The organism is Microcoleus sp. LEGE 07076, from assembly GCF_015207455.1.
GTDB lineage: Bacteria > Cyanobacteriota > Cyanobacteriia > Cyanobacteriales > Microcoleaceae > Microcoleus.
Genome location: NZ_JADEWV010000079.1, coordinates 1 through 20696 on the forward strand (window position 1 = coordinate 1; position 20696 = coordinate 20696).

At 45.1% G+C, this 20696-nt stretch carries 19 protein-coding genes, 1 pseudogene and 1 riboswitch; of the genes and pseudogenes, 12 read left to right on the plus strand and 8 right to left on the minus strand.

Going from position 1 to position 20696, the window contains the following annotated elements:
* Positions 1–155: 155 nt before the first annotated feature.
* Both IQ270_RS14850 and IQ270_RS14855 read left to right on the plus strand, forming a co-directional pair.
* A complete protein-coding gene (locus IQ270_RS14850; RefSeq protein WP_193973949.1) occupies positions 156–641 on the plus strand; it encodes a glutathione peroxidase in 486 nt (161 codons plus the stop codon).
* A gap of 680 nt (positions 642–1321) precedes the next feature.
* On the plus strand, positions 1322–1789 hold the full coding sequence (locus tag IQ270_RS14855; RefSeq protein ID WP_193973950.1) for a VOC family protein: 468 nt from the start codon (positions 1322–1324) through the stop codon (positions 1787–1789).
* A gap of 88 nt (positions 1790–1877) precedes the next feature.
* On the opposite strand, the gene IQ270_RS14860 is transcribed toward IQ270_RS14855, so the two are convergent.
* A complete protein-coding gene (locus IQ270_RS14860; RefSeq protein WP_193973951.1) occupies positions 1878–4463 on the minus strand; it encodes a PAS domain S-box protein in 2586 nt (861 codons plus the stop codon).
* A 19-nt stretch (positions 4464–4482) separates the two neighbouring features.
* On the opposite strand from IQ270_RS14860, the gene IQ270_RS14865 reads away from it, so the two are divergent.
* Entirely contained in the window at positions 4483–4818 is a 336-nt protein-coding gene (locus IQ270_RS14865) for a hypothetical protein (protein WP_193973952.1), read from the plus strand.
* Between the two features lie 384 nt (positions 4819–5202).
* Positions 5203–5346: a hypothetical protein gene (locus IQ270_RS14870; RefSeq protein WP_193973953.1), complete on the plus strand. Its 144-nt coding sequence runs from the start codon at positions 5203–5205 to the stop codon at positions 5344–5346.
* A 167-nt stretch (positions 5347–5513) separates the two neighbouring features.
* On the opposite strand, the gene IQ270_RS14875 is transcribed toward IQ270_RS14870, so the two are convergent.
* From IQ270_RS14875 to IQ270_RS14885, 3 genes and pseudogenes are all read right to left on the minus strand, one after another.
* Positions 5514–7586, minus strand: coding sequence for a PAS domain-containing sensor histidine kinase (locus tag IQ270_RS14875; RefSeq protein WP_193973954.1), 2073 nt, complete (start codon positions 7584–7586; stop codon positions 5514–5516).
* Positions 7587–7736: 150 nt separating this feature from the next.
* Positions 7737–8076: pseudogene (locus IQ270_RS14880) on the minus strand (hypothetical protein).
* A gap of 15 nt (positions 8077–8091) precedes the next feature.
* A complete protein-coding gene (locus IQ270_RS14885) occupies positions 8092–8235 on the minus strand; it encodes a hypothetical protein (protein WP_193973955.1) in 144 nt (47 codons plus the stop codon).
* 188 nt (positions 8236–8423) lie between these two features.
* Here IQ270_RS14885 and cynS point away from each other — a divergent pair, with 188 nt between their 5' ends.
* The 3 genes from cynS to IQ270_RS14900 all read left to right on the plus strand — a co-directional run bounded on the left by cynS (position 8424) and on the right by IQ270_RS14900 (position 11278).
* Positions 8424–8867 (plus strand): cyanase, encoded by a 444-nt coding sequence (gene cynS / locus IQ270_RS14890; RefSeq protein ID WP_193973956.1) that lies wholly within the window; start codon positions 8424–8426, stop codon positions 8865–8867.
* A 365-nt stretch (positions 8868–9232) separates the two neighbouring features.
* Entirely contained in the window at positions 9233–10612 is a 1380-nt protein-coding gene (gene clpX / locus IQ270_RS14895; RefSeq protein WP_193973957.1) for an ATP-dependent protease ATP-binding subunit ClpX, read from the plus strand.
* Positions 10613–10636: 24 nt separating this feature from the next.
* On the plus strand, positions 10637–11278 hold the full coding sequence (locus IQ270_RS14900; RefSeq protein ID WP_339384175.1) for a type IV pilin-like G/H family protein: 642 nt from the start codon (positions 10637–10639) through the stop codon (positions 11276–11278).
* Here the strand turns inward: IQ270_RS14900 and IQ270_RS14905 are convergent.
* The 3 genes from IQ270_RS14905 to IQ270_RS14910 all read right to left on the minus strand — a co-directional run bounded on the left by IQ270_RS14905 (position 11270) and on the right by IQ270_RS14910 (position 14606).
* Positions 11270–12544, minus strand: a complete 1275-nt coding sequence (locus IQ270_RS14905) for a serine/threonine-protein kinase (protein ID WP_193973958.1) — start codon at positions 12542–12544, stop codon at positions 11270–11272. The genes IQ270_RS14900 and IQ270_RS14905 overlap by 9 nt on opposite strands.
* Before the next feature lie 87 nt (positions 12545–12631).
* Positions 12632–13138: a hypothetical protein gene (locus tag IQ270_RS31090; RefSeq protein WP_228056382.1), complete on the minus strand. Its 507-nt coding sequence runs from the start codon at positions 13136–13138 to the stop codon at positions 12632–12634.
* Entirely contained in the window at positions 13110–14606 is a 1497-nt protein-coding gene (locus tag IQ270_RS14910) for a serine/threonine-protein kinase (protein WP_228056383.1), read from the minus strand. Before IQ270_RS14910 ends, IQ270_RS31090 begins: the two co-directional genes overlap by 29 nt.
* 148 nt (positions 14607–14754) lie before the next feature.
* Positions 14755–14919: riboswitch (cobalamin riboswitch) on the plus strand.
* A gap of 21 nt (positions 14920–14940) precedes the next feature.
* Between IQ270_RS14910 and IQ270_RS14915 the strand changes: the two genes are divergently transcribed.
* Both IQ270_RS14915 and cobW read left to right on the plus strand, forming a co-directional pair.
* Positions 14941–15357, plus strand: a complete 417-nt coding sequence (locus IQ270_RS14915) for a DUF1636 domain-containing protein (RefSeq protein ID WP_339384177.1) — start codon at positions 14941–14943, stop codon at positions 15355–15357.
* A gap of 188 nt (positions 15358–15545) precedes the next feature.
* Positions 15546–16574, plus strand: a complete 1029-nt coding sequence (gene cobW / locus IQ270_RS14920; protein ID WP_193973959.1) for a cobalamin biosynthesis protein CobW — start codon at positions 15546–15548, stop codon at positions 16572–16574.
* A 60-nt stretch (positions 16575–16634) separates the two neighbouring features.
* On the opposite strand, the gene IQ270_RS14925 is transcribed toward cobW, so the two are convergent.
* Positions 16635–16958, minus strand: coding sequence for a hypothetical protein (locus tag IQ270_RS14925; RefSeq protein WP_193973960.1), 324 nt, complete (start codon positions 16956–16958; stop codon positions 16635–16637).
* A gap of 194 nt (positions 16959–17152) precedes the next feature.
* Here IQ270_RS14925 and IQ270_RS14930 point away from each other — a divergent pair, with 194 nt between their 5' ends.
* From IQ270_RS14930 to IQ270_RS14940, 3 genes are all read left to right on the plus strand, one after another.
* Positions 17153–18124, plus strand: a complete 972-nt coding sequence (locus IQ270_RS14930) for a GTP-binding protein (protein ID WP_193973972.1) — start codon at positions 17153–17155, stop codon at positions 18122–18124.
* Between the two features lie 274 nt (positions 18125–18398).
* On the plus strand, positions 18399–19487 hold the full coding sequence (locus IQ270_RS14935) for a WD40 repeat domain-containing protein (protein ID WP_193973961.1): 1089 nt from the start codon (positions 18399–18401) through the stop codon (positions 19485–19487).
* A 125-nt stretch (positions 19488–19612) separates the two neighbouring features.
* Positions 19613–20293, plus strand: coding sequence for a CADD family putative folate metabolism protein (locus IQ270_RS14940; RefSeq protein WP_193973973.1), 681 nt, complete (start codon positions 19613–19615; stop codon positions 20291–20293).
* The last annotated feature ends 403 nt before the right edge of the window (positions 20294–20696 follow it).

Here is a 20696-nt window from a genome sequence, read left to right on the forward strand (position 1 = left end):
CTATAGCCCATCCCACAAGAATAATAAAAATGGTAAGTTATTTAATTCTCATTCCTTAACTAGCAACACCTATAAATTTTGAGCGATCGGCATCTCGCCAAAATTGTACCGAATAGCGGTAAAATTGTGGTTGTCAAATTTAGCAGTATTTGAAAATGCCCAGCACAATCTCCGACATTAAAGTAAAAACAATCGCAGGCGCAGACAAGCAGCTAGGAGAGTACGCTGGCCAGGTACTCTTGATAGTAAACGTAGCTTCTCAATGCGGCTATACACCTCAATACAAAGGACTCGAAGAATTGAGCCAGAAATACAGGGCTGCGGGACTCAGGGTTTTAGGATTTCCCTGCAACGACTTCGGAGCTCAAGAACCGGGAAGTAACGCAGAAATTGTCAATTTCTGTACGACAAAATACGGTGTCAGCTTTGAATTGTTTGACAAAGTACGCGCTAAAGGCAGCCAGCAGCACCCGCTGTACGCTACACTTACAAGTGCCGCCGATCCCAAGGGTGAGGTTTCGTGGAATTTTGAGAAATTCTTAGTTAGCAAACAAGGTGAAGTGGTGGCCAGATTCCGCAGCAGCGTGGGGCCAGATTCGCCTGAACTGATCGCCGCCATTGAGCGAGAATTGGCAAAATAAGCAGTTGGGCGACTGATTTTTTAAGGAATTTAAGTGATTTTGAGGGAAGGGATAAGAAGTTAATTTGCTTTTTTTTTATAATTCTGAAAGCTGGTTTTTCTTCTCTTCCCTATTGTTTGCGGTTAGCGGCAATTGAGAAATATCGGTGATGGGATTTAATTGGAGAACGGTTTAATTTAATGGACAATACATCGGGATTAGATTTAGTTGTAGGTTTACTTGCCTTCGCAATTCTGGCAGGCGGGCTGGCAATGCTATTTGTAGGTATGGCATCGTTTCCTAAAGAAAAGTAACAATAGATCATTTTTCAGAAACATTAGGTGCTGCTGGCCAAACAGGGCATCGGGCATAAAAGCATGGGGCGTACCTCACAACGCGATCGAACCGCTATAATTGACATAAATAAAATTGGTTCGTAGTGAGGACTTCAGTCCTCCAATTTCTCTAAAAAGTGAAGTCCTAACCATCAAAATTTGAATAAATTTAAAAGGATTCATTTTTATAGCAACCGCCCCAAAATTTAGGAAGTTATTAATTTCAGAAAACCTTGATTTGATTGCTTGTTTATTGTTTGTTGTTTTTTCTTCCTAATCACCAATGACTAATGACTAATAACTAATGACTAATGACTAATAACTAATGACTAATGACTTGTTCTATAACATTGGCAATTGACAATCATGCAAACTACAGAAAGTACAGTCAAAATTACCCTCGCGCCGGGGAATTTGCGCCGCGTTCACCATATCGCTTTAAACGTGCGAGATATGAATGCTTCCCGCCACTTCTACGGTACTATTCTGGGGTTGCAGGAACTGGCTGGCGCAGAAATTCCGGCAAGTTTAACAGAAATGGTAGCTGCCGGTAAAGTGGCTAATTTCATCACGCCAGATGGGACTGTAATTGACTTGTTTTGGCAGCCAGACTTGGAACCGCCAAACCCTGACCCTGAGAAGGCTTTTACTCGCGCTAATCACTTAGCTTTTGATATCGAGTCGGATTTGTTCGATCGCGCGATCGAAGTGCTAAAGTCTCATCAAATTGCGATCGACAGCGGCCCCGTCACCCGCGCTACAGGACGCGGCATTTACTTTTACGATCCAGACGGATTTATCATCGAAATCCGCTGCGATCCAGTGGATGGTTAGGGTCGGCACGGGGGCACGACCCCTACAAAATCCTGATTTTGGGCTCTAATCAAACTGCTCTGGCATACACCCTACATTTAGAATTGTTTTATTTTTCTTCTTTGCTAATAGGTTGCTTCGGCCAAGTAAACCGAAAAGTTGCTCCTTCACCGACCGCAGACTCCAGCGAAATACTGCCCCCTTGACCTTCGACAATTTTCTTCACCAGCGACAAACCAATGCCAGTATTTTCAACTTTATCGCGAGCTTCCAAGGTCTGAAAAATTACAAAAACTTTATCGTGATATTGAGCAGCAATCCCCGGCCCGTCATCGGCTACTGAAAATTCATAAAAATCATCTAGCTCTTTAACCGATATATTTACGTGACCGGATTCAGCTCGATTATGCTTGATGGCGTTGCTAATTAGATTAGCAAAAACCTGCTGCAACGGCAATCTTTCTGCCACAAAAGTTGGCATTCCCGGTTCAACTTTCACCTCAAATCCCGACGGCGGCGCCAAGGAATCAATAATTTCTGCTAATAAATTCTCAGCTTTTATGGTTTCTGAAGCTACTTGAATGCGCCCGACGCGGGAATATTGCAGCAGTCCCTCTATCAATCCTTCCATTCTGTGAACTCTGCCGCGCAGCAGGTTCATTTGGTGCAGAGTATCCTCTGTCATCGAGTCGCTGAGGTCTTCTTCTATCCAACTGCTGAGATTGGCGATCGCCCGGAGCGGCGCTTTCAAATCGTGAGAAACTACATAAGCAAACTGGTCTAATTCTTGATTCCGCTTTCTCAAAACATTCGTCGTTTTAGCTAGCGACTGCGCCATCCAATTCAATTCTTCAGCGCGCAACCTGAGCGATTCCTCAGCTCGTTTGCGTTCCCTAATATCCTGTACCACACCCATCAAAAATTGACTGCCATTTTGTTCTCGCAGCAGCGAAACTGTCAAGTTTGCCCACACCAACTCTCCGTCTTGGCGGAGGTAGCGCTTTTCCAGATGGTAATTTTCAATTTCTCCTGCTAACAACTGGCGCAAAAATTCCAGTTCTTTTCCCAAATCTTCCGGCAAAGTAATGTCCTGAAATCTTTTTTGGAGCAATTCTTGGCGACTGTAGCCCAAAATTTCGCAAAGTTTTTGATTGACTAACACCAATTTGCCTTCTACAGTGGCTTGGGCCATGCCGACTGCCGCTTGTTCAAAAGTATGACGAAACCGCTGGGCGCTTTGGGCTAAGGCAATTTCTGAGCGTTTGCGATCGCTAATATCGTTGCTAATTTCCAAAATAGCCACGGGTCGATCTTGCTCGTCGCGCTGCAAAGTCCAGCGGCTGGCAACCGTTATTTTTGTGCCGTCTTGCTTGGTACGCATTAGTTCCCCTTGCCAAGAGCCCTGCTCAAAAAGCACTTGTTTAATTGCCTCCAAAGGTTGTGTCCATTCTGTTTGCAAAAGCTCGTGAATATTTTTTTCTATTGCTTCCGACTTCCGCCACCCGTAGAGCCACTTCGCCCCCAAATTCCAATAAAAAATCTCTCCGTTCAAGTCTAGTAGCGCGATCGTATCGTTCGCCAAATCCAGCATTTGCGCTTGCTTGCGAAGAGTTTCCTCAGTTTGTTTCCGGCCTCTGACATCGCGGCAAATTGCAATAAACAATCGTTGATTTGCCAGACGCATTTCGCTGATGGCCAACTCCATCGGAAACTTGGTTCCGTCGCTGCGAACTCCAACTGTTTCTTGCTGGTAAGTATTCAGCTTAGCGTGGGGATTTAACATAAAATATTCGACCGAATAATCCGCAGCGCTGATGTCCCGCGGAGGTTGAGCTATCAGCCCGCGGAGGTTCGAGCCAATTGTGCGATTGGTCGATCGACCAAAAATATTTTCTGCTGCCCTATTAAAAGACTCAATATTTCCCCGTTCATCCAAAGTGATAATCCCGTCAGCCGCATTATCTACCACAGCTTGAATGCGGGTTTTGCTTTCTTCCAAGCCAGCTTCCCGCTTCCTCAATTCGTTGTCTAAACTATCAAATAAATACCAGGAAGCCACTGCACCCAAACAGCCGACCAGCAAACCACCCACTTGCAGGTAATTAGTGAAATCTCTCAACTGCCGTATTTGTCGCTCTTGAACTTTCTGATAAGCTTCGTTGGCACCAGCAAACGCACCAATTTTTTCGCGCAGCCGATCCATCTTCAATTTGCCTTGAACCAATACCTGAATTTTTCCCGGCGACTCCAATGTTATTGCCGAACTCTCAAGCTTATTCAGAGTATTTTGCAACAAATTCATGTGTTGTTCGGTACTTTTTTGAATTTCTTCAAATCCCTGAAATTGCGGCTTATTTTCTGCAATCATCAGCTGGAGTTTAGCCAGCAGCCGAGGCACACTCTTTTTTGCTTCTAAGTATGGTTCTAGAAATTCGCGTCGCTTCGTCAACCCGTAACCCCGAATTCCGGTTTCTGCATCCACCACCGCTGTTAACAAGCGGTTAGTTTCCTGAAGTATTTCCTTATTAGTATTTGCTTGCTTTCTGATCTGTATGGTCTTCTCCCGGAGTCCTGAAATTGCTATCAGCGAAGTAAACAGACAAATCAGGGGGATAGCAACGATGACTGTTCCCCGCTGGCGAATTGGTCTGTCTGTCCAGATCAGTTGGACGAAGCGATCGAGCAAATACTTCACGGATATTGAAGGAGAAAGTTTGCTGGCAGTATATCGCTTTTTGGCAATTTATGCTATTGATAAGTTTTTTGGTTGGGCGATCGCCCGGGCGCAACCGTGGAAACTAGATTGTGCCAGGGGCAATTGCTATCGGCAAGGAGTCACAACAGATTTTTTAGCCAGCTTTTTAAACGGAGGCAAAGAGAAGGAAAGGGGTTTGTTGGGCAGCAAGATTGGCGACGAAGCAGAAATAGTTGTTTCTGCTTTACCTTCATTTTCGCTTTCGGCTTTTGCTTTCAAACTAGAGTCTGTTTTGCAAGGGTTCTCAACTGTTAGGACTACGGTAGTCCACCTGCCTGTAGCGGGATCGCGATGACAAGTGAAAGGATTTGTTTTTAGCGGTTGACTGCAAGGTTTAATCATGTAGATGCACTCCTTTGATTCTGAAAACTTGCGCGCTGTTGAAGGCGGCATTGCTATGAAGCCAGTAGAGGCAGTAGTTTGAAGGTCATCCTGATTTTGCAAAAGAGGCCGATCGTGTTTCTGCGTCTTTAGACCTTTGACAATTCCTGATTTCCTGTTAACTTTTGCCTGTTACTGGTTAGCGACCATAGCATTACTTTTACCAAATTGTCTGTATACTAGCAATCTCCCACCCCCTTCAATCAGGCTGAGGTGCGACTTTTTGAATGCAGGCAGGCGATCGATCCTGCTTGGGGCAGAAGTTTAGAATAATATAGGTATTCTAGGCCGGGAAAAAATGTTAGCGTGTGATGAGCAACAGAAGTCGATCGCGATCGGTGTCACAATTCAAACGGGAATGGGGAATGGGGAATTGGGAATTGGCCCGCGCAGGGAATTGGTCATTGGCCCGCGCAGGGAATTGGGAATTGGTAATTGGTAATTGGTAATTATTCTCTCTTGCATCTGATATCATTTCCGGCTGCATCGGTATTGTTCAAACTCTCAACAGTCAACAGTCAACAGTCAACAGTCAACAGCCAACAGTCAACAGCCAACAGCCAACAAAAGTGCAACCGGAATTGATATTACCGAACTTCTTCTTTGCTTCTAACTAATATCAACTTTTGCCTTTAATTGAACAGTAAAAGTAGAGCCAACACCCAACTGACTCTCAAGAGTGATATCGCCACCCATCATCTGACAAAACAAGCGGCTAATCGTCAATCCCAAACCGGTGCCGCCGTACTTGCGAGTAGTCGAAGCATCGCCCTGCATAAAAGGTTGAAACAAACTCTGCTGCTGCCCAGCAGACATTCCAATCCCGGTATCAGATACCTGCAAATAGACCCAATCGCTGCCGCCGGCAGGTTCCCTAGTCGCGCCCAGCAGCACCGTTCCACCTTCGGTAAACTTCAAGGCATTCGAGAGCAAGTTGAACATAATTTGCCGTACTTTAGTTAAATCTGCATACATTACTCCCAAATTTCCAGAGCAAGAAACTTGCAATTGATTGTGATTTTTCTCGACCAAAGGGTGCAAAGTTGCAACGACTTCTTCGATTAAATTTTGTATGTCAAAATTTTCTAAGTAAAGCTCCATTCGACCTGCTTCTATTTTAGAAAGGTCGAGAATATCGTTAATTAAAGTTAGCAAGTGTTTGCCTGCGTTACGAATTTTTTGGGTATCGGGTATGATGTCTTCGAGTCCCGATTCCAGTGCGTCTTCTTGTAGCATTTCGCTGTAACCGATAATTGCGTTGAGTGGAGTCCGCAGTTCGTGGCTCATATTGGCTAAAAAAGTGCTTTTAGCTCTCGAAGCTGCTTCAGCTTTGTGTAAGGCTTCTTGCAAAGCTATTTCGGTTCTTTTGCGCTCGGCAATTTCGATGCGGAGAAGTTTGTTGGCGGCGGTGAGTTGAGCGGTGCGCCGATCGACGGTCATTTCTAGCTGAGCTTTGGCTTTGGAAAGTGCTTCCTGAGCTCGCTGCCGTTCAAATCCTTCGATCGCCAGCGCCACCAAATTTGCCAAAGAATCGGCGAAGGTGCGTTCCTCCAGAACCCACTGGCGGGGCGCGCCGATATGTTCCAAAGAAAGGATGCCCACGATCTGGCCGCCGAGCCTAATTGCTACATTCAAGATCGATGAATTTGGTTTGCTGGGATTCGGTAGCACGCTGGAGTGTTGGGCTACCGAAGGTGAGCGGCACAAATTTGTTTCATCATCTAAGATTGATGAAAATTCTAAATCGCTGGCGGCTGATATGGACTGGTGGCTCAAATGATTGTCGCTGGCGCGATCGTACAAGTCGAGACAAACTAATCTGAGGCTGTGGAGTTTCGGCTTAGAATGATTGACCCTAGCTGGGTGTTGCGGCCCGGCGGGCGTCTCTGTATCGATTGCCTCTGTTAAGTTGTTGGCGAGCGTTCTGCGGGTAAAATTTAGCTGGGGTTCGATCGAGTAGCCGCTGCCAAATCTGAGATGGTTGTAAAGCCAGACGCTGACTTTTTCCACTTCCAAAGTGCGGGCCGCAGCCTCAGTAATTTCGCGAATTCCCACATTTAGCGCACCGCTGTTGAAAGTCCTCTGCCGGCCGAGCCGCAACAAAGCCAGACTCTGGCGGCGGAGTCGCTTTTCGCTTTCTTGGAGGGTTTGTTCTGCTTCCTTGCGGTGCGTCATGTCGTACAAGGCGCACAATGCTGTCTGTTCACCTTTAAACAGCAGGGACTCAACCGAGATCGTTGCCCAGAAGGGAGTACCGTCTGACTTTTTGCACTGGAGTTCGTAGTTTTGCAGGTATCCGTCTTTGGCGATGAGTTCGAGTATCTGCGGGCGATCGTCCGGGTTGAAGTAAAAGTCTGGAGTGCGGCAGCCGATCAATTCTGCTAGGGGTATGTTCAGCAGAGAAGCCAATTGAGAGTTCGCATACAGGATTAGGCCGTCACAGAGGCGAGAAACCAATACTGGAACCGGAGTTGCTGAGGCGATCGCCCGAAACTGCTCTTCGCTCGAACGCAGTGCCACATCAGCTTGATAGAGCAAGTGAGCTTCCATCGTATCCGAATGTTCGGCGGTAGTCTCCAGCAAAATTTCTAGGTCAGCTTTTTCGCCCTTCAAGTTTTCAAGTTCCGCACTCAGCCGCTGAACGTCCACAAGTAGCTGTTCTCTCGATGGTTCTTCCTGCATAACAATTGACAGTTGGTATTTTTTAGTTTGGTTCTGAAGTTTTTTAAGGTTCGGTGCTAAGTTAACTATGACTTATTCTGATTGACTTTAAGTCCCCCCTATCCGGGTTCTCGGACTTGGGACGGGACTCACATCGAGCTTTTCCATTAACTATTCCAATTCTAAATGCACCGCAGGCATCAGCCGCTGCAAGTTCTTCAGGGCTTTTCCCTGCCAGGGTATCTGTTTAGAGCCTTTTATGGCGATTTGAATATTTTTTTGCTGGCGCACTTTGAGCACAAATTTTGAGAATATATTGATTCCCTAACTATTTAAGAATTCTAGCTTTCGCAAGTCTAAAGTAGTTTGGGCTGGAGTCAGCAACGAAGTTGAGCAGTTGGACGATCGGCGCGTATTCTTGGGCCTGACTGAGCCGGAACGAGCCGCAGCAGGTGACTGTTTGGGTAGCGCGATCGTAATCGATGGTATAATCTTTGGTCTGAATCTCCATACTTTTGTTCAGTTGTCAGTTGTGAGCGGTAAATAAGCTGTGGCTGCGGTAGCTAGCCACCCGCGCGTCAGGCGGTCGCGATCTAATTTCTGCCGATCGCCTGTTGCCCAATCCTTTTGTGCGTGCAAGCTGCACTGCATCTAGTGCCAACTCTAGCATTCCCCCAGGGAATTTATGAGTTATTTTGCGAGCGTCGATCTGTTGCCAGTTGTGGCAGTTGACGAGACCAGCTTTTGCTGAAGTTCCGAGTTATCAATTCAGTTTTTTTTTCAGTTTGCTATTGACAAACTTGCCAAATTGTGAGAATAATTTCACATCTAGCACCGCAGTGAGTTGGAGAATATTTAATGGCAATTTCTGAAATTACAGAAAAGCTTTTGGCGGCTAAAAAAGCTAAAGGAATTAGTTTGGCCGAATTGGAAAAACTTTTGGGTCGCGACGAAGTTTGGATTGCCGCAGTTATTTACCGTCAAGCGACGGCATCGGTAGAGGAAGCAGAGAAAATTGTCTCGGCCTTGGGACTAGACAGGGAGACGGCTGCGGTGCTGAGCGAGCCTCCGTTAAAAGGTTCTTTGGATGCTGCGGTTCCGGTAGATCCGCTAATTTATCGCTTCTATGAAATTATGCAGGTGTACGGAATGCCGCTCAAAGCAGTGATCCATGAAAAATTTGGTGACGGGATTATGAGCGCGATCGACTTTACTTTAGATGTGGAGAAAGAAGCAGATCCAAAAGGCGATCGAGTAAAAATAATTATGTCAGGAAAATTTTTGCCATACAAAAAATGGTAAGCCGCTCCCGGTTTGCTGCCAACAAAAATTAACAATTAAGAATCTGGTCGCAGGACTGTTGACTAATGACTGAGACCTCAAAAGTGTTAACTTAGAAAAAGAGTCAGCGAAGCTTGACCGGACAAAAAAACCGAGACAAGTCTCCGACTTAAGTCGCGATGGTTCAAAGCTTGAGACTCCTGTTCCCGATCCAAATTTTTTCTATGTAGAAAATCTCTCATTCTTCAATTGTTTTTTAACCAAAAATCAACAAACTGGCTTGGGTGTTCGATGCGGGAAACCTCTGTAGGGCAAAGAATCGATCGCTCCCGCCGCAACTTCCCCAGTCAAAACAAGCAACCGCAACCCTAAAGTAAGAGGCAAATATGTCGTCAAAATATGACTCCCATCTCAGATGCTCCTTTTGCGGTAAGTCGCAGGAGTACGTCCGCAAGTTAATAGCTGGGCCCGGCGTCTACATTTGCGATGAATGCGTGGAACTGTGCAATGAAATTTTAGAAGAGGAGTTCTTTGACTCCAGCAAAACAATTGGTCAACAGATTCCCCAGTCAGAGGTGCGAGAGTCTCAGGGACAAGGAACGAAACGCCAGAGTCGATCGAACAAAACCAAAATAACTTTAGCTCAAATTCCCAAACCCACTGACATTAAACAGCATTTAGACAACCACGTCATCGGGCAGCATTCAGCCAAAAAAGTCCTTTCTGTAGCAGTTTACAACCATTACAAGCGGTTGAGCGTAGACCAAGCCAAAGACAGCGCCAAACCTTCCGAAAGCGATGTGGAACTGCAAAAATCCAACATCATGCTAGTCGGGCCTACAGGCTGCGGCAAAACCTTGTTAGCCCAAAGTTTGGCGCAAATGCTCGAAGTCCCGTTTGCGGTAGCCGATGCGACGACGCTGACAGAAGCTGGATATGTCGGCGACGATGTAGAAAATATCTTGCTGCGACTGTTACAAATGTCGGATTTTGATGTGGAAGCCGCACAGCGCGGGATTATTTATATTGATGAAATTGACAAGATTGCTCGCAAAAGCGAAAACACTTCGATCACCAGAGATGTATCGGGAGAAGGAGTGCAGCAAGCGCTACTAAAAATGTTGGAAGGAACAGTAGTTAACGTGCCCCCACAAGGCGGCCGCAAACATCCTTACCAAGATTTTATTCAAGTTGACACGAGCAAGATTCTATTTATTTGCGGCGGTGCTTTTGTCGGTTTGGAAAAAATAGTTGAACAGCGTTTGGGTAAAAAATCTTTGGGCTTTATTCAGCCAACAGAAAGCGACAACAACTCAACTTTGCCGGCGAAGGACAAGCGGACTGCTGATATTTTGCAGCAGGTACAGCCGGATGATTTGGTTAAGTTTGGTTTGATTCCTGAGTTTGTGGGGCGGATTCCGGTGGTGACGGTGATTTCGCCGCTGGATGAGGCGGCTTTGATGCAGATTTTGACTGAGCCCCGAAATGCGCTGGTGAAGCAGTATCAGAAGCTGTTGAAGATGGATAGTGTGGAGTTGGAATTTGAGCCGGATGCGCTGCGGGCGATCGCCCAGGAGGCCTACCGCCGCAAAACCGGCGCGAGAGCTCTCCGCAGCATTTTGGAGGAGTTAATGCTGGATGTGATGTACGAGTTGCCTTCTCGCAAGGATGTTGCTAACTGTATGATTACCAAGGAAATGGTCGAGAAGCGATCGACTGCTGAATTGCTGTGGCATCCCGCATGGCGGAAGCACGAAACAGCATAATAATTTGTAATTCGTAGGGTGCTTGTGGCGCACCCTACAAGCTTGGCAAGTTTACCTCCTGAAAGCAAAAAAATGTCAACAGATATAGATAAAACAAATAAAAAATCCCTATTTTCAGTATCCAGTCTGGTGGTACGGAGTTTAATTTACAGCGGTTTTATGGCTGGCATACTAGCATCTTTTTACAATTTTAAACTCAACACTATTAAAATCTCAAGTAGTGCGCGATGGCCACAAGTGAAACAAGATATTACTTCGATCAATGAAGCGCAGCAAGCTTACTATGCAAAAAATAACAAATTTAGTGATTCCCTGGACGGGTTGGGTATCAAAGTGAACTCCACAAATAACTATAAGTACAAAATTATGTCATCATCAATGAACCCAGTTCAAATCTTGGAGAATAAGCGCGAACCAGCACAAGTTGAAAGCGCGAGCGTAGTGATTGCTATACCTATAGGTGAAGAATGGGAAGGCACAAGGTACGGCGCAGTATACAGAGGAGCAGTATTTGCTTTCAAAAAAGATGTTGGCAATCAACTAACAACAATTTCGGTCATCTGCGAAAGCGAGCCGTTAATTGAGGGGTATCCAAGCTATCCGATTCAGCCAACTTTTGACGGCACAAAAACTGACTGCCCGCCCTATACAAATATTTTAAGGTAATACCTTTACACTATTTTGGGCCATTCTTTGATTGTCTAAATAAAACTCAAACTTCCAATTCCCAGGCTTCTCATATTGTTTAAAGTTGTACCCGCACCAACTTTTCACTCTATTTGCCGTTGTTATTAAACGAGATTGACCCTGGGCTACCAATTTTCCTTGAGGGTTAAATAACTTACAAATACCTTGATATTCTCCCTTTGACAAGTTACTAACACTGACATAAAAATAGACTTTTTGTGTTTTTTCTAATGACACAAAATCTATAATTTTTTCCGATTTTAGTTCGCTAGTTAACATCACTTGAGTCACAGGTTTTAAATTCGGTTTGCTGGTTTCTGGTTGGGATTTAACTACTTGTTGAGTTTCAGGAGATTTCAGGATAAACGCGAGTAAAATAGCAGCGCTTGCTGTCAACACTCCGATTGATATCAGTGCAAGTTTTGACTTTTTAGGCTGCTGAACTACCTCAAGGGGAATCAAAGCATTTAGGGCGGCATCTGCGGAAGGATAGCGGTGTTTGAAATTGGGTTCCACCATTTTTTGCAGCCAATCAAGAAATTCTGGAGTTAGCTGCAGTAAGCGATGTTTAAAATTAATCCGCCCCGTATCGTCCATCAAGCTGCCAATTTCGGTAGAATTGATGCCGATTAGCAAGCAAATTAGCGTCGCGCCGAGGCTGTATAAATCCGATGCAACAGTTAGCTGGCGGTTGAACATTTGCTCTGGCGGCATAAAGCCCAAGGTGCCTTTGACAACGCTGCTGGCGGCGACTTCTCCCCCACCAATTCTAGCAAATCCGAAATCGACAAGGCTGACATTCATCCTGTCATCAACCAAGATATTTTCCGGCTTCAAATCTCGGTGAATAACGGGCGGCACCCGATTTTGCAGGTATTTAAGTATTTCTAAAACAGAAATAGCAATTTGCTTGGTTTGTTGCGGTGTTTGCTGGCGCGAAGTTGCGAGGGAATTGGCATCTTTGTATTCCTGTACCATGCAGAAACCCGATGCAGTTTGGAAAGAATCTAAATAGCGAGGAATATTAGGGTTATCGAGTGCTCGCAAAATCTGAATTTCTTTTTCGTAAGCTTGATATTCCGCCCAATTAGCGCCAGTCTGGGCAAATTGAAATTGTTTGACAACAACGGAACGTTTAGTATTAATTTCGGTAGCGAGATAGGTAACTCTGCCGCCCGCGCGATTGTGTCCGAGTTCGCGAGTTATTTGATAGCCGTAATTGGAAAAGTCAGGAAAATCATTCATAGCTTCGTAATAATAACTTCAGTTACAAAAATGTTTGTAGTAAAAACTTCAGTCCTCAATAACTCAGTAAAACAAGCGAGCAATTCTTTAAGGTTTAATTAAACTTGCTTGTAATTTGCGATAATTAGCAATAATTCTATTCGGCTTAAAAACAATCATCTCAAGTAATGGAATAGCAGTGACAGCTAAAGAGGCGATTGTCGCTCCTCCTACAGCCACTATTTCCATTGGTTCAACCCATTCTCGTTGAGCGACAACGTTTAAAAACAGTCGAAATACTACTCCCAAGCTAGTACAAAATCCGGCAGTGAGAAAAGCTATTTTTTTACGACGTCTGTTAATAATGCTTCTCAGGGTAGTCTGCTCGTCGATCGGATTATGAAAAATCGTATAAACTATCATGCAACAGAAATTGGTTAGCAAAATAAAAAATGGTGCCAAGGAACCCTCACCCTCGATCATTGCCCCGAGAATAAGCAATGCCAATAATAAAAATTGCACGATAACAGCCAGAGTTATAGCCAAACCCCTATTCATCATACTTCCAAGTGCAGCTCCACATAAACTAAAGAATATCAGCGCAATTACCATCAAGAGCGAGGCAGCAATTGATAGAATTGTATTGTTCGATTTGGGTAAACCAATAACTTGAATAAAACCATACATCACAAAAAAAATATAAAGTTAATCCTATTAGCGATCCCAATACTCCTCCTAGCCAACTTGTTTCCTTTCCATGTGATTCTGCTAAGAGTGTGATTTCAGCAACTGCAAATCCATAGACTAAGCTCGCAATAATACCGAAAGCAATGTCATAGGCGTCGCCCGTATTCAAGAGAAAGCCGAATAAGACTAAGCAGCACATAAAAATCAGGCTGCCCTTAGATAATAAAGTAGTTATTTCAGGTATGGGGAGGGGAGCTGTTGTGACTTTAATTTTGAGTTTATAAGTGTCGGGTTCGGAATTAGTATGCAAGATTATATAGCGCTCATAAGCTTGACTTGCCAACAATTGTTTGGTATCAACTACAATTTTGCAAGCAACATTATTGCTCTCAAGTTTCTGGGGTTCAGATGAGATCCAAGGGTGGTCGTAAGGCGTGTGTGGCGGGTCGTTGGGATGTGGCGCAACTTCCCATCTGCCCGCAAGCATTGTATCTGGAATTGGGTTGCTAATTTCGATTACTCCTATTATTATATCTCCATATTCTGTGGCGACTAATTCCAGCCGGTCGCGCTCAAGTCTCACTTTCGGCAAGCGGCTAACATCAAGAGACCTCAAAGCCGTCAAAGCATCAGCAGCCGACTTGTATCTATCTTGAATTCTCGGCGCTACCATTGTTTCCAACCAGTTCATCCAACCCTGCTGCAAGGGCGGTACTAAATGCCGAAAATGAATGCCATAATTGTCATCGATCAAGTTGCCGACATCCACAGATTTTGTACCAGTCAACAAACAAATCAGCGTCGCGCCCAAGCCGTAAAGATCCGATGCTTCTGTTAATTCCCGGTTAAACATTTGCTCCGGCGGCATGAATCCCATCGTGCCTTTGACAACGCTGCTGGCGGCGATGTTTCCGCCTCCCAAGCGGGCAAAACCGAAGTCTACTAAGTAGACATTTAACTCGTCATCGATTAACAAGTTTTCCGGTTTGATGTCGCGGTGAATTACGGGCGGTTTTTGGGATTGCAGGTAAGCTAGAATTTCTAAAGTGGCGATCGCAATTTGTTTAATATCCGGTGGCGAAAAATTATGAGCGATCGCACTTTCGGCATTTTTGTATTCCTGTACCATGCAAAATCCGCTGTCAGTCCCGAAAGCATCGAGATAGCGGGGAATTCCAGGAAAATCCAAACTTTCCAGCACTTTGATTTCCTGTTCGTAAGCTTCGTATTCTGTCCAACTAGCACCTAATTGGGCGAATTGAAATTGCTTAATCACAACGGAGTTTGTGGTGTTAATTTTTGTGGCGAGATAGGTAACGCGGCCGCCCAAACTGTTGTATCCGAGTTCGCGGGTTACTTGATAGCCATGTGTGGAAAAGTCGGGAAAAGCGTTCATAAGGTTTGATCGTTCGGACTTCAGTCCTTTAGCCGTTATTTAAGAAGGACTAAAGTCCTTACTACGAACCGGGTTAATTTATGTGGGTTAATATTAAAACTTGCTTTTACCAAGATAACTTTTTTCGGAAAGGGCGGCAAGTGTGATAGGATTTGAATTCGCGATCGGTTCTAGCGGGGAGCAGCCGCTAGAGGAAACGGGGAAAGTTCGGTGCAAGTCCGGCGCTGTCCCGCAACTGTAAAGAGGTTCGTAGTAAGGACTTGAGTCCTTCGCCTCTCAAGTCAGAATGCCCGCCGATATCTAACTCACTTTTGAACGCATCTACGAGGTATGGATGATGAATGGAACTAAACGTAACACGGTTGTACGCACAAAACACTGTCTTTTGGTTTGCACTGCTTGCGCTAGTGTTTGGAAAGACGGCAAGCGCCAAGGCAAAAGCGGCGGTCAACAATTCATGGAAGATTTATCACAACTTGCTAAGAATTGGGAGTTTTCTGAAAAATTTGAGATTCAAGAAGTTGAGTGCATGAGTGCTTGCAGTCACTCTTGTGCGGTGTCTTTTGCTGCTGCTGGAAAGTACACTTATTTGTTTGGTGATTTGCCTGCAAACGATCCAGAAACTACCAAGGCTGTACTTGAATGCGCGAGTCAATACTATGCTAAACCGGATGGTTTGTTGCCTTGGTCTGAGCGTCCTCAAGCTTTGAAAAAAGGCGTTTTGGCTAAAATTCCACCGCTGGGGAATTAGAGATAAGATGAGGCGATAAATTCTAGCTTTTACTCAAAGCCTAGATCCCCCTAAATCCCCCTTAAGAAGGGGGACTTTGAGCATTTCGAGTTTCTTCCTGTTTAAAACAGACTTTGAACCCTCTTCCCCCTTTCTTAAGGGGGGTTAGGGGGGATCTTGACCATAATTCTCAACCTGAAAATAATTCAATGCACAAAATTCCTGTTACGGTGATCACTGGTTTTCTCGGTAGCGGCAAAACTACTGCTATTCGCCATTTATTGCAAAACAATCAAGGGCGCCGCATTGCAGTTTTAGTTAACGAATTTGGCGAAATCGGAATTGATGGAGAACTCCTGCGCGATTGCCAAGTTTGCGATGAAGAAGAAAATGCTAGCAGCAATATTGTTGAACTGACAAATGGTTGTCTTTGCTGTACTGTTCAAGAGGAATTTTTGCCGACTATGCAGGAGTTGTTGAAGCGCAAAGACAAAATTGATTGTATCTTAATTGAGACTTCTGGCCTGGCACTTCCTAAGCCTTTGATTCAAGCTTTTCGCTGGCCGGAAATTCGTACTGGTGCTACCGTAGATGGTGTGGTTGCTGTTGTGGATTGCGAAGCTATTGCTAGCGGTAATTTTGTCGGTGATATCGATGCTTTGATGGCGCAGCGGCAGGCTGATGATAGTTTGGATCACGAAACACCGATCGAGGAATTGTTTGAAGACCAGTTGGCCTGTGCCGATATGGTACTGTTAACGAAGGTCGATCGCGTGGATGCGGAAACTCAGCAAAAAGTTCATACTTGGTTGCAGCAAGAGTTGCGCCCGAGTGTGAAGATTGTCCCTTGCAAGGGTGGCGAAATTAACCCCGATGTGCTGTTGGGATTTAATGCGGCGGTTGAGGATGATTTGGAGTCCCGCCCGAGTCACCACGACACGGAAGAGGAACACGAACATGATGATGATATTAACTCTACTTTCTTGATTGCCGATCGCGAATTTGAACCGGAAGCTTTGGTGAAAAAGCTGAAAGCCTTGATGCAGCAGGAAGAAATCTATCGGATTAAGGGGTTTGTGGCGGTTCCCAAGAAGCCGATGCGGATGGTGTTGCAGGGAGTAGGAGATAGGATCGAATATTTTTACGATCGCCCTTGGCAACCTTCGGAACTTCGGCAAACCAAATTAGTGTTTATCGGTCGAGAACTCGACTCTGCTAAGATACAGTCATTCTTGTAGTTTAATCCGGGCGATCGCTTTTTGTCATCAAGGGCGATCGTTCCCCAAACCCACCTGATATCATATACTGCCACAAGTTCCTGTTTCATTGAGGCGAAACATTTTTAACATCGCATTCTGACCGCCATACTGTTTTTTGATTTTTTGGCAAATTCCTAACAGTTTGGGGTCAACCAAATACTCTTCACTATCCGGCTCGATCGCAATAAACCAATTATAATGCTCGCCGATCAGTTCCGGGCTAATTCGCTCAAATATTGCTCGACCGCGTAAACGGAGTTTAGTTTTTTCTGCTTTGCGCCTTGCTAATTCTTCCGGCGGTATAGTTTGTTCGGGAGAGATTCTACCCCGCAGTGCTTTTCGCTTTTCTGATAGCTGAGTCATGGTGTTTTTTAGATTAAATGTATAGATTAATTTATGATAGCCCACAAGTATTATTTTTTCTATTTTTGGTAAAACCCGCCCTTAAAGTCTCCAGCGAACTATTTATTAAAATTTTTTAATCTTCTTGCTACTACCAGCTTGTCTGGTGTACAATAGCGATAATGGTTATCATTGTACAACAAACGAGGTCAAGTATGGTGACTGCTGGGGCGATCGAATCAGTTCCTGTTACCGTTCTCACAGGCTATCTTGGTGCAGGCAAAACTACGCTACTCAACCGCATTTTAACACAAGAACACGGCAAAAAAGTTGCAGTTATCGTCAACGAATTCGGCGAAGTAGGCATCGACAACCAACTGATAATTGATGCAGACGAAGAAATTTTTGAGATGAACAACGGCTGCATTTGCTGTACAGTTCGAGGCGACTTAATTCGGATTATCGGCAACTTAATGAAGCGGCGAGACAAATTCGACCACATAGTCATCGAAACCACAGGTTTAGCCGACCCGGCACCCGTAATTCAAACATTTTTTGTAGATGAAGATATGCGGGACAAATTGCTGCTAGATGCAGTTGTCACCGTAGTTGATGCCAAGCACATCCAGCAGCACTGGGACGCTGACGAAGCTCAAGAACAAATTGCCTTTGCTGACGTAGTTTTGCTCAACAAAACAGATTTAGTGAGTGAGGAAGAATTGGCAGACCTAGAAAAGCGAATTCGCGCCATGAATGCAATGGCAAAAATTCACCGCACCCGCAACGCTGAATTAGAAATGGATGCTTTGTTGGGCGTCAAAGCATTTGATTTGAACCGGGCATTAGAAATCGAACCCGACTTTTTGGGCGAACACGCTCACGAACACGATGAAACAGTTACTTCCGTAGCAATAGTAGAATCCGGCGCTATTGATGGCAACAAATTTAGCGATTGGATTGAGGAATTGTTGCGAACTCAAGGCCCAAATATCTTTCGGACAAAAGGCATTTTGAATATGGCTGGAGAAAACAACCGATTTGTTTTTCAAGGAGTGCATATGCTGTTCGACGGCAGACCGGATAGACCTTGGAAAGCCACGGAAACTCCTAAAAATGAGCTTGTATTCATCGGCCGCAACTTAAACGAAACTCAATTGCGAGAGGATTTCCGTCGGTGTTTGGTTTAACTGACATCTTGCAGCATTTTTAATCAGCGTTTTAGGAACAGGCCAGATGCCTGTTCCACAAAAAGAAAATTCATCTCTGGTGGAACGAACAGGCCAGATGCCTGTTCCACAATAAAGAAAATTCATCTCTGGTGGAGCGGGCCAAAGAGCCCGAAAATAACCGGCTAGAAGCCTGTTCCAAGATACCTATTATACAAGAATAAAGTTCATCTCTTGTGGAACGGGCCGGAGAACCTGTTCTTCAGAATAGTGCCACATCTCAGATTCAATAAATATGGGTAACAAAAAGACAAATAAAAGTGAACAAACCCTGGAAATTCACGCTAAAGAAATGTTGTCTGACTATGTAACTGTTGTTATTTGGTCGCCGGACGGCGCAACTTTAGGAGTCTGTTCCGCCGCTGGCGAAGTGATGCTGGTAAAAGTAGGGGCGATTAATGAATTGTCCTTGCAACCGCTGCAAACTGCTACAGGAAAATCAACAGATTGCTTGTCTTTTTCCTTTGACAGTCAATTCGTAGCTGCGGGCGGACAAGACGGAAAAGTGAGAATTTGGCGGGTCAATTCTGGGGAATTAATTGCTAATTTGGATAACCAGCGCGTCTGGGTTGACAAATTAGCTTGGAGTCCCAACTGCAATCAGTTAGCTTTCAGTATGGGGCGCTACGTTCAAGTCTGGAATGCTGACGATGATATTGTGGAAATAACGCTGAATTTTGACTCGTCTTCAGTGCTAGATTTAGCATGGAATCCTGTGGTTAAATATCTGGCAGTTAGCGGCTATCAAGGCGTTAAAGTTTGGAACGGCGAAGACTGGGATGAAGACCCGCACATTTTATCAGTACCGTCTGTAACAAATGCAGTTTCTTGGGATACGTCAGGGCAATATTTAGCTTGCGGCAATATGGACAACACCCTAATTGTTAATGAATGGGGTAATTCTGAACCTTGGGTAATGGAGGGTTTTCCGGGTAAAGTTCGACAGCTAGCTTGGTCGAATCAAAATACTTTATCGGGCGCACCTTTATTAGCTGCTTCTAGTTCGGGAAACATTTCCGTATGGGAAAAACAAGCTGATGAAAATGTCGGTTGGGAAGGTTTAGCCTTAGAAGTTCATGAAAATGTGGTAAATGCGATCGCCTTTCAACCAAACACATTTCTATTAGCTTCCGCAGCCGCAGACGGTCAAGTTTGTTTGTGGTACGAAGCAGAACAATTGCTGCAAATTCTCGAAGGTGCAGAGGGCGGTTTTTCCAGTCTCGCATGGCATCCCGACGGTCAATTTCTCGTCGGCGGCGGCTGTGGAGGCGAATTGCTGGTTTGGTCAAAATCTATGCGCGCTAAAGGGCTCGGGCGGCTGTAAGTTGACGGGGCGGGCGATCGCACCAGTCTTGCAACAACCTACACAATTGAAAAATCGATCTTTACAAAATCCTAGATTACTGTAACATTTTAGTGGCTGCACTATCCTTAAGGGCGATCGACATTATGACCCAACAGCAATTTCTCGAACAACTCAACAGCATTCTCGACCAAAACCACCTGCTGAAACACCCGTTCTACCAAATGTGGAACGAAGGCAAACTCGACCTCGCAATGCTGCAAGAGTACGCCCAAGAATACTACCTGCAAGTCCACAACTTCCCCACCTACGTCAGCGCTACCCACGCCGCCTGCGACGACATCAAAATTCGTCAAATGCTGCTCGAAAACCTGATAGAAGAAGAGCGAGGCGCTGCAAATCATCCAGAATTGTGGCTGCGCTTTGCCGAAGGTTTGGGTTTAGACAGAAACGCAGTTCTCTCACGCGAACACTTAGAAAAAACCACCGAATCCGTCCGCATTCTCAAAGACTTAGCCCGCAGCGAATCTCCCGCCAAAGGTTTAGCCGCCCTCTACGCTTACGAAGCGCAAATCCCCGAAGTTTCTACAACCAAAATTGCAGGTTTGCAGGAATTTTACGGCATCGATTCCGAAGCAGCTTTGTCCTTCTTTCAAGTCCACGAAAAAGCCGACGAGTTCCACTCGCAAGCCACCCGCGAAGCGCTACTACAGCTTTGTGAAACTGAAGAAGCACAACAGGAAGCGCTGTTAGCCGCCCAAAAAGCAACTTTTGCTTTCAATTTACTGCTTGACGGGGTTTATGAAACCTATTGTCAAGCTAAGTAAGCAGAACCTCTATATGTAGCCCTTGTAGGGACACGGCACCGTGCCCATAGGTATCAACTTAAGCTCAAACCCAGTTATAGACTGCTGTTTGACTATTAAATTTAGATCCCCCCTAGCCCCCCTTAAGAAGGGGGGGACAAGAGTCGGATCGACAGTCCCCTTCTTAAGGGGGATTTAGGGGGATCTAGACTTGGGATAAAACCCAGATTTATCAAGGGTTTCAGCCTTAAGTTGACACTCAAGAGGGCAAGGTGCGGTGTCCCTACCGGGAACTTTTTGGGTAATACTAATTCTAAAAAATCATGCAACAGTAGCTGTAGGGTGCGTCGCTACCCTTAAATTATCAAAAAAAGCGACTATCTCATGGCGACGCACCGGTGCGGAAAGTCTTTCAGGAAACAAA

Excerpts from the sequence above, each read along its gene's own strand:
- IQ270_RS14870 (WP_193973953.1), top strand. The coding sequence starts at position 5,203 with ATGTTAGCGTGTGATGAGCAACAGAAGTCGATCGCGATCGGTGTCACA.
- IQ270_RS14925 (WP_193973960.1), bottom strand. The coding sequence starts at position 16,958 with ATGACTCAGCTATCAGAAAAGCGAAAAGCACTGCGGGGTAGAATCTCT.
- IQ270_RS14915 (WP_339384177.1), top strand. The coding sequence starts at position 14,941 with ATGATGAATGGAACTAAACGTAACACGGTTGTACGCACAAAACACTGT.
- cynS (WP_193973956.1), top strand. The coding sequence starts at position 8,424 with ATGGCAATTTCTGAAATTACAGAAAAGCTTTTGGCGGCTAAAAAAGCT.
- IQ270_RS14885 (WP_193973955.1), bottom strand. The coding sequence starts at position 8,235 with ATGCTAGAGTTGGCACTAGATGCAGTGCAGCTTGCACGCACAAAAGGA.
- IQ270_RS14875 (WP_193973954.1), bottom strand. The coding sequence starts at position 7,586 with ATGCAGGAAGAACCATCGAGAGAACAGCTACTTGTGGACGTTCAGCGG.
- IQ270_RS14905 (WP_193973958.1), bottom strand. The coding sequence starts at position 12,544 with ATGAATGATTTTCCTGACTTTTCCAATTACGGCTATCAAATAACTCGC.
- IQ270_RS14940 (WP_193973973.1), top strand. The coding sequence starts at position 19,613 with ATGACCCAACAGCAATTTCTCGAACAACTCAACAGCATTCTCGACCAA.
- IQ270_RS14930 (WP_193973972.1), top strand. The coding sequence starts at position 17,153 with ATGGTGACTGCTGGGGCGATCGAATCAGTTCCTGTTACCGTTCTCACA.
- IQ270_RS14935 (WP_193973961.1), top strand. The coding sequence starts at position 18,399 with ATGGGTAACAAAAAGACAAATAAAAGTGAACAAACCCTGGAAATTCAC.
- IQ270_RS14850 (WP_193973949.1), top strand. The coding sequence starts at position 156 with ATGCCCAGCACAATCTCCGACATTAAAGTAAAAACAATCGCAGGCGCA.
- clpX (WP_193973957.1), top strand. The coding sequence starts at position 9,233 with ATGTCGTCAAAATATGACTCCCATCTCAGATGCTCCTTTTGCGGTAAG.
- IQ270_RS14855 (WP_193973950.1), top strand. The coding sequence starts at position 1,322 with ATGCAAACTACAGAAAGTACAGTCAAAATTACCCTCGCGCCGGGGAAT.
- cobW (WP_193973959.1), top strand. The coding sequence starts at position 15,546 with ATGCACAAAATTCCTGTTACGGTGATCACTGGTTTTCTCGGTAGCGGC.
- IQ270_RS14910 (WP_228056383.1), bottom strand. The coding sequence starts at position 14,606 with ATGAACGCTTTTCCCGACTTTTCCACACATGGCTATCAAGTAACCCGC.